The sequence below is a fragment of the Streptomyces mayteni genome, from assembly GCF_054783955.1.
The window spans coordinates 23,943-31,268 of record NZ_BAAGPR010000097.1 but is presented as its reverse complement, the minus strand read 5'-3'; the positions used below and the strand labels follow the sequence as shown (position 1 = coordinate 31,268).

The window sequence follows — 7,326 nt, the reverse complement described above, 5'->3', positions numbered from 1 at the left end:
CTTCGAGGCAACCATCCCCAGCGTCGGCTCCGCAACGACATGACGCCATCACGGGACGTCACCGACCCGGCTTGACAATGTCATTGGGAATCTCTCCGATCGGTTGACGGTCACTCAACTGATCACGACGCTACCGGCCGCCACTGACAGAGCATCGTGGACGACGGAGTGTCAGTGGGCTGGCCTAGCCTCGTGATCAGGTGGCCGAGCAGGCCATCCACCAGCACGGATCGCCCCCTTGGAGTCCCGCCACCATGAGCGACACCCGCACTCCCGCCGCCGCCGAACCGGACCCGAACGACCCGCTGGGGCTCACGGAGTTGTTCGCGGGTGGCGGTGAGCCGTGGCTTCCGTTGCTGAAGCCGGTCATCGAGGCCCGGCCGGACGCGGCCACCTTCATCGGCCCGGGGCGGGGCCCGGAGGTCGTCCCGGTCCGCGAGCTGACCTTCCAGGCGCTCAAGCCCAACGCGCCGCACAAGTGGAAGGTCGTCGTCTTCGGCCAGAACCCGTACCCGCGGCCGGAGAGCGCCACCGGCATCGCGATGTTCGACAACACCTTCCACGACTGGAAGGACAGCCAGTTCGGCCGGGTCGTCAGCATCCGCTGCATCATCAAGGCCGCGGCGATGTGGAAGTACGGGATCCCCAAGAAGACGCCGATCGCCGACATTCGCGCGCTGCTGAAGGAGCGGGAGACCGTCCAGCCGCCCGAGTGGTTCCAGGCGATGCTCACCCAGGGCGTGCTGCTGCTGAACGCGGCGCTGACGGCCAGCGCCGACGGGGCGATCCCCACCGACCAGCACACCAGGTTCTGGCGGCCGGTCGCCGAGCGGATCGTCGAGGAGATACTCAGGGCCAAGCAGCACGCCGCCGAGGAGGACCGGGGAGTCGTCTTCGCGTGGTGGGGGGCGCACGCGCGGAGTCTCAAGCAAGTCGTGCTCCGGCTCCAGAAGAAGTATCCCGAGGTCGAGGTCCGGCACATCGACCACGCCAACCCGGCGGCGCAGGGCGACATCTTCTGCGACGGCGAGCACTTCGGGATGGTCGACGCGGCCCTCGCCTCGCTGGGCGCCGACCCGATCGACTGGCTGCCGAGCACCGGCTGGAACACGTTGGCGGCGGAGAGCGGCGGGGTCGAAGGCGGCGTGGCCGACCGGATGGGCGCGTTCATCACGTCCACCATGGAGCTGCACCAGCTCTATCTGGACCGGCTCTCCAGCGTCAGGGACGAGGGGCTCGTCCTGCCCGCGATCACGGGCCTGTTCGACACCCCGCTGATGGAGTTCCGCGAGGCCGCGGCCCCGGTCGCCGCGTTGCTCTCCGGGCTCGGCCGGCACGTGGACCGGTCGCAGGAGTTCGGGAAGCTCCGGGCCGACGAGACGGCCGGCGGCCTGTCGGCCGACGCGGTCGCCGCCCTCTACCTCTACACCTGCGAGTCCGCGTTCTACCGCGAGATCAACGCCGTGCTGCGCTCCCCGGACCGGGCCAGCCTCGTCCCCTACCTGCCGTACCTGCGGCTGCTGTTCTCGGCGGTCTCGCAACTCCCGGTCCGCACCGAGCCGTTGTGGCGCGGCGTCTCGCTCGACCTGCGGGCGCGGTATCCGCTGGGTAAGACCGTGACCTGGTGGGGCGTGTCCTCGTGCACCTCCCAGCTGGGCGTGGCCAAGGCGTTCCTCGGCAGTCGCGGCAAGCGCACCCTGTTCGAGGTGGTCCCCACAAGGGCGGTGGGGATCCGCGACTTCTCCGCCTTCACCGGCGAGGAGGAGTTCATCCTGCTGCCTGGCACCCAGCTGAAGGTGACGGACGTCAAGGTCGGGCGTGGCGGCCTGTCCACCGTGCGGCTGACCGAGTCGGAGGAGGCGCCCCTGGTCTCCTGACGATCGGCGCGGCCCCGGCTCACCAGCCGGTCTGGCCCAGCGCGGCGATCAGCCGGGGCGCGCCGCCGGCGGGTCGAGCGGGTTGGGCCACTCGTGGGCCGGCAGGAGCTCGGCGAGGGTCGCCGTCCGGTCCCGGCCGAGGACCACCTCGGTGTCGATGTTGGCCCAGTCGACCTGCCGGATGAACTCCCGGCACCGCCCGCAGGGCGGCAGCACGTGCAGCGCGCCGTCTTCCGCGCGCCGCCACACGGCGACGATCCTCGCGATGCGGTACTCGCGGGCGGTGACCATCGCGCCGATCGCCGCGGCCTCGGCGCAGAAGCCGGTGCCCGAGCCGGTGTCGACGCACACCCGGGAGTAGCGGTTGCCGGCGTCGGTGACCAGCGTGGCCGCGACATTGCCGAACAGCCGGTCCCCCACGTGGTGCGGATGTAGCACGGCGGCTGCCGCGGCGATGAGTTCGTCGTTGGTCACGGAGGCGCTCACCGGCCCGAATCTACCGGAGCACGCTCGGCGGTTCGGCGGGCGGCCACCCGGGCGAAACGCGGCAGCCGCTGAAACGATCATGGATCCGTTGGGAGTCGCGGCAAAACGTTACCGCTCCGAGGGGAATCGGCGTACGCGGCTGCCGGGCAACGGGCGGCGTTCTCCGCATGCTTGGCACGCCCGAGCAAGGACTGCACGGAGCTGGCGGTGTCGGCCCTCTACATCCTGATCGGTGGTAGGGCCAACACGGACTGGCTGAAGGACCAGAAGGAGCTGAAGCTCCTGGAGAAGAAGGTCCCGGGAAGGCCGAACCAGATTCTGGGCACGGTGCTCACCGGCCCGGCCTCCGGCACCGCCTGGCCCGGTCCCACCGACTGCAAGTGGACCAGCACCGGGAGCATCACCGCGACGAGCCTCACCGCGGTCTTCGCCGCCGGGGACACCCGTGACGGGACGGTGCGGCGCATCTCGGAGGCCGTGGGCGAGGGCGGCGCCACCACGATCGACATGAGCGGGTACGTGAAGACGAATCACGACAAGATCATCAGACAGGGCAAGATCCTTCAACTCTTCTACGCCACCGAGGACTCGGAGTAGACCCGCGTCGGAGAGACATGTCAGACGGGGATGGCGGAAGGCCACCAGGGAGGCACGTTCTCCGGGCAGAGCGGAGCGGGGTAGTCGGCCGGGGTGCCGTGGACCGCGAAGTACCACCAGGCCACGAGCGCGGTCAGCGGCAGCCAGGCCGCCAGCGCGGTGCCGAGACGCCGGCCGGGGTTGCGTGGCGGAAGCGCGAGGTAGGTCGCGGCGAACAGCGCCGCGTTGACCGTGCCGACGCCGATCAGCACCTCCGTCAGCAGGGCCCAGCTGTTCGCCGCGGCGTTGGCGCCGACGTCGCATGCCTGCCACGCGCGCCCGGTCAGCACGGCCAGGGCCAGGGCCGCGGCCGCGCCCAGCGGGACGCCCCAGGCCAGCGCGCGGGCCAGGGGAAGGGGGTGGTGCCTGATCACGGAGATCAGGACAGCCGCGCGCCGTCGGCCGGTTCCCCCGGTGGCGCCGCTACGACCAGGCTCCGGCCTTCGCCGCGCCGGCGGCGTAGGTGGGGAAGTCGATCGGTTCGCGGCCGAGTACGCGTGGGACGCCGTCGCCTGGCTCGGCCCAGGCGCCCGACCGCATCGCGGCGTACATCGCGTTCAGCTCGGTGGCGGCCGACTCGGGCCAGCCCTCGGCGAGTACCGCGTCCCGGAACTCCTCGGGCGTGATCTCCGTGTAGTCCATGGGGCGCCCGGACGCCTCGGCGATGGTCGCGACGGCCGAGGTGAAGGTGACGGCGCGCGGTCCCGAGAGGACGAAGGTCTGTCCCTGGTGGCGGTCGGTGGTGAGGAGCGCGGCGGCGACGTCGGCGATGTCCCGGGCGTCGACGAACGGTTCTGGCGCGGCGCCGATCGGCAGGGCCAACCGGCCGGACAGCAGCGGGGCGTGCCACATGTCCTCGCTGAAGTTCTGGCTGAAGTTGTTGGGCCGGAGGATCGTCCACTCCACGCCGGATGCGCGCACGGCCCGTTCCGCGGCGGCCATGCCCTGGAAGACGTCGGCGGGGATTTCGTCGATGCCGCGCGCGGACAGGGCCACGAAGCGGCGGACGCCGGCCTCGGTGGCCTGCTTGACGAAGAGGTCGGCCAGGGCCGGGTCCTCGGGGGCCACCAGGTAGACGGCCGCCGCGCCGTCCAGGGCGGCGGCCCAGGTGTGCTGGTCGGTCCAGTCGAAGCGGGTCTCGCCCGAGCGGGAGGCGGCCCGGACGGCGTGGCCGGCCGCGCGCAGCCCCCGCACCAGGCGGCGGCCGGTCTTGCCCGTTCCGCCAAGCACCAGGATCTCGTCGGTGTGTGTCGTCATGCCGACCAGTCAACCGACGTGCCGGGCGCCCGGGCATGGCCGGTCGTACGCGGCGCATGTCCGATCGTCCGCCGACCGGGGTCAGGCCACCGCCCACACCTCGGGTGGGACGGCGGGGAACCCGGCCTCGAGGAACTCCGCGGTGGCCGCGTCGGGCACCGCCATGTCGGGCCAGATGTCCAGCAGTTCCCTGGGGGACCGCTGGCCGAGTACCAACTGGAGCAGCGCGCCTGGCGGGATCGTGACGTCGGCCGCCGCGGCGCCGCGTGGCTCGGCCCGGGCGGCGACCGGCACGCCGTCGTCGAAGTGGAGCCTTGTCCCCTGGTGGTAGGTGTCGATCAGCAGCGTGTCGCCTGGCCACCGCAGGTCGTGTCGGCGCCAGCGGCCGGCCAGCACCGGGAGCCAGCGGTCGAGCAGCGCGGCCGGGTCGCCGGCCCGCGCGTACCAGGCCCGTGGGCGCTCGGCGGGGCCCGCGGGCAGGGCCCTGGCGAGCGGGTGGGCGGCGGGCAGTCGCAGTCGCAGCGCGGTGAACGGCCGGTCGGGGCGGGCGCCCGCGGCGCCCGCCTCGGCGAGGTGGCGCAGCATCGCGGGGACGAGCCCAGGCCACCCGGCGGGGTCCGCGCACCCGGCGGCGAGGACGGTCAACCGGCCGTCCGTGCCTGGGCGTCGGCCGTGGACCAGGTAGCCCGTCACCTCTCCCGCGTCGTCGAGGGCCGCCAGGACGGTGCGCCGTGCCAGGGAGTCCTCGCGGTGTCCTGATATCTCGTGGCGCCAGCCGGCCTCGTCCCGCGGGCAGGCCAGGACGTCCCGACCGGCCACCGCCCGGTCGACGCGCGCGAGGGCGGCCGCGTCCGCGGGAGTGGCCGGGCGGAGCGGCGGCCGCGTGGCGCCGCCGGGCGGCGGCAGTTCGCGGAGCGCCTCGGACGGGATCTCGGGCGCGCCCCCGATGTTGAGCGCGTACTCGTAGCCGAAGCGGCGGTAGAAGTACGGGATGCCCTCGATCACCTGCAACGCGGTCCCGTCGGCCGCGCCGCGGGCGTGCAGCGCGTCGAGGAGCCGGCCGGACAGCCCGTGGCCGCGGTGGGCGGGGTCGGTGCCCACCAGCTCGACCTGGACCACGGGCAGCCGGATCCCGCCGAAGGTCCACTCCTGGCGGATCCCGACCAGGGTGGCGGCGATCTCGCCGCCACCGGCCGGTTCGGCGACGAGGAAGTCGTCGGGGCGCACCGCGGGATGGCCGTCGAAGAGGTCGCGGGTCCACTCCGCGATGCCGGGGTAGGGGTGGACGGCGTCGTTGAGCGCCGCGCACCGGTCGATGTCGGACGGGCGCCCCGGGCGGATGAGGTAAGGGTCACTGGTGTGGTGCACGGGATACATCTTCGCCATGGGGGCGGCCGTCAGGCAAGGTGCGGGCGCGGTCAGCGGGAATCAGGGGGTGAAGACGTGCTGGCCCGGGGCGAGCAGGCGGTGGGGGTCGTAGCGGCGCTTGGCGGCGGAGAACTCGGCCCACACCCCGTGGTACTGGGCGCGCCAGTCGTCGGGGGCCATCGGCACGGCCCCCACCGGGTACTGGGTGCCGCCGGCGGCGCGGACGGTCTCGTAGGCGGCGCGGTTGGCGTCCACCCGGGCGCGCACGGCCGCCGGATCGTTCGGGTCCAGGGTCCAGAGCACGGCCAGCAGGTAGGGCATCGGGTCGTCGGGGACGCGCAGCAGCGGGGTGGCGCTCAGGCGGTCGCGGACCAGCGGGTAGAGCAGGACGACGCCGCCGGGGCCGACGTCGTGGCCGGCGAACCCGTCGAGCAGGGTGCGGGCCAGTTCGGGGACGCGGTCGCCGGGCAGCAGCAGGTTGAGCCACGGGTGGGCCCAGGTCCAGTAGCCCTCGTCCTTGAGGTGGGCCACGCCGTCGGCCAAGCGGTTCAGGAAGTCGAAGTAGTCGAGGGTCTCGGCGCGGTACTCCCCGGACCGGTCGAACCGCAGGTCGCGCAGCACCTCGTCGTCGTTCCAGTCGGGTTCGGCCTCGGGATCGGCGTCGGGATCGGCGTCGGGATCGGCGTCGGGATCGGCGTCGGGATCGGCGTCGGGATCGGCGTCACCGTCCGCCCCGCGGGGTGGCCCGTAGACGACGGCCTCCAGCGTGTACCCCGTGAACTGGTGCTCCTCGTTCATGTCGGCCGTGCCCTCGACGTACACGAACCGCTTGTTCCCGACGAACCCCCGCTGGTCGGAGAGGAACGACTCCAGGTCCGCGTAGGGCAGCAGGTAGCGCCGCACCTGCCGGGGCGCGGTGATCAGCCGGAGTGTCGCCGAGACGATGACCGCGCACTGGCCGAGGCCGGCGAGCACCGCCCGGAAGAGGTCGGGGTGTCGGGTGGGCGAGCAGGTGACCAGTTCGCCCTCCCCGGTGACGACGTCGAGCGCGATGACGTTGTCCACCTGGGCGCCGTACAGGTGCGCCTGGCCGCCGAGTCCGCCGACCGAGAGGGTGCCGCCGACCGACAGCTCCAGGTAGTCCGTGAAGACCGGCGGCGTCAGGCCGTGCCGCAGCGTCTCCCGCACCACGGCGCTCCACAGCGCGCCGGCGCCGACGGTGACCTGCCCGGCCGCCACCGGCCCGATCCCGTCGAGCGGTTCGGTCTCGATCACCAGACCGTCGTCGACCTGGGCCTGCCCGTATGTGCCGTGCCCCTGGCCGCGGGCGGCGACCTGGATGCGGTACGCGGCGCAGAACCTGAGGTACGCGGCGATCTCCTCGACGGAGGCGGTGCGGAGCACGCCGCCCGGGGTGTGGTGCACGATGTGCCCGAAGTCGTCGGCGGCGTCGACGGGTTCGGCCGCCGCGGCGCGAAGTGAGCCGTGCCGCAGCCGTGGTGGGCGGGCCAGCTCGTCCTCCCCGGCCCTGGCGGCCGCCCCGGCTTCCGTGAGCCACACCCGCGCCCGCGGGTCGAAGGCCACCAGCTCGGCCGCTAACTCCGCCGACCGCTCCACCTGTTCCGGCATTCCTCCCCCTCCCCGCCCGCCACCCCTCCTGGACGGCGGGCCACGAAACCAGCGCGATCGTACCCACGCCGAC

Annotated in this window: 7 protein-coding genes; 2 read left to right on the top strand and 5 right to left on the bottom strand. The window is 73.1% G+C overall.

Annotated features, from left to right (window positions below):
• Positions 1-254 precede the first annotated feature (254 nt).
• Entirely contained in the window at positions 255-1,877 is a 1,623-nt protein-coding gene (locus ACYVPE_RS30925) for an ADP-ribosyltransferase domain-containing protein (protein WP_461037071.1), read from the top strand.
• A 48-nt stretch (positions 1,878-1,925) separates the two neighbouring features.
• On the opposite strand, the gene ACYVPE_RS30920 is transcribed toward ACYVPE_RS30925, so the two are convergent.
• A complete protein-coding gene (locus ACYVPE_RS30920) occupies positions 1,926-2,363 on the bottom strand; it encodes a cytidine deaminase family protein (RefSeq protein WP_461037070.1) in 438 nt (145 codons plus the stop codon).
• A 171-nt stretch (positions 2,364-2,534) separates the two neighbouring features.
• On the opposite strand from ACYVPE_RS30920, the gene ACYVPE_RS30915 reads away from it, so the two are divergent.
• Complete coding sequence (locus ACYVPE_RS30915; protein WP_461037069.1) at positions 2,535-2,960, top strand: hypothetical protein; 426 nt, start codon at positions 2,535-2,537, stop codon at positions 2,958-2,960.
• 20 nt (positions 2,961-2,980) lie between these two features.
• Here ACYVPE_RS30915 and ACYVPE_RS30910 read toward each other — a convergent pair whose 3' ends face one another.
• The 4 genes from ACYVPE_RS30910 to ACYVPE_RS30895 all read right to left on the bottom strand — a co-directional run bounded on the left by ACYVPE_RS30910 (position 2,981) and on the right by ACYVPE_RS30895 (position 7,253).
• A complete protein-coding gene (locus ACYVPE_RS30910; protein ID WP_461037068.1) occupies positions 2,981-3,373 on the bottom strand; it encodes a hypothetical protein in 393 nt (130 codons plus the stop codon).
• A 49-nt stretch (positions 3,374-3,422) separates the two neighbouring features.
• The gene (locus ACYVPE_RS30905) at positions 3,423-4,256 is read right to left on the bottom strand and encodes an NmrA family NAD(P)-binding protein (protein WP_461037067.1); all 834 of its coding nucleotides are present in this window, start codon (positions 4,254-4,256) and stop codon (positions 3,423-3,425) included.
• An 81-nt stretch (positions 4,257-4,337) separates the two neighbouring features.
• Complete coding sequence (locus ACYVPE_RS30900) at positions 4,338-5,624, bottom strand: GNAT family N-acetyltransferase (RefSeq protein ID WP_461037066.1); 1,287 nt, start codon at positions 5,622-5,624, stop codon at positions 4,338-4,340.
• Between the two features lie 60 nt (positions 5,625-5,684).
• Positions 5,685-7,253, bottom strand: a complete 1,569-nt coding sequence (locus tag ACYVPE_RS30895) for an FAD-binding protein (RefSeq protein WP_461037065.1) — start codon at positions 7,251-7,253, stop codon at positions 5,685-5,687.
• Positions 7,254-7,326 lie beyond the last annotated feature (73 nt).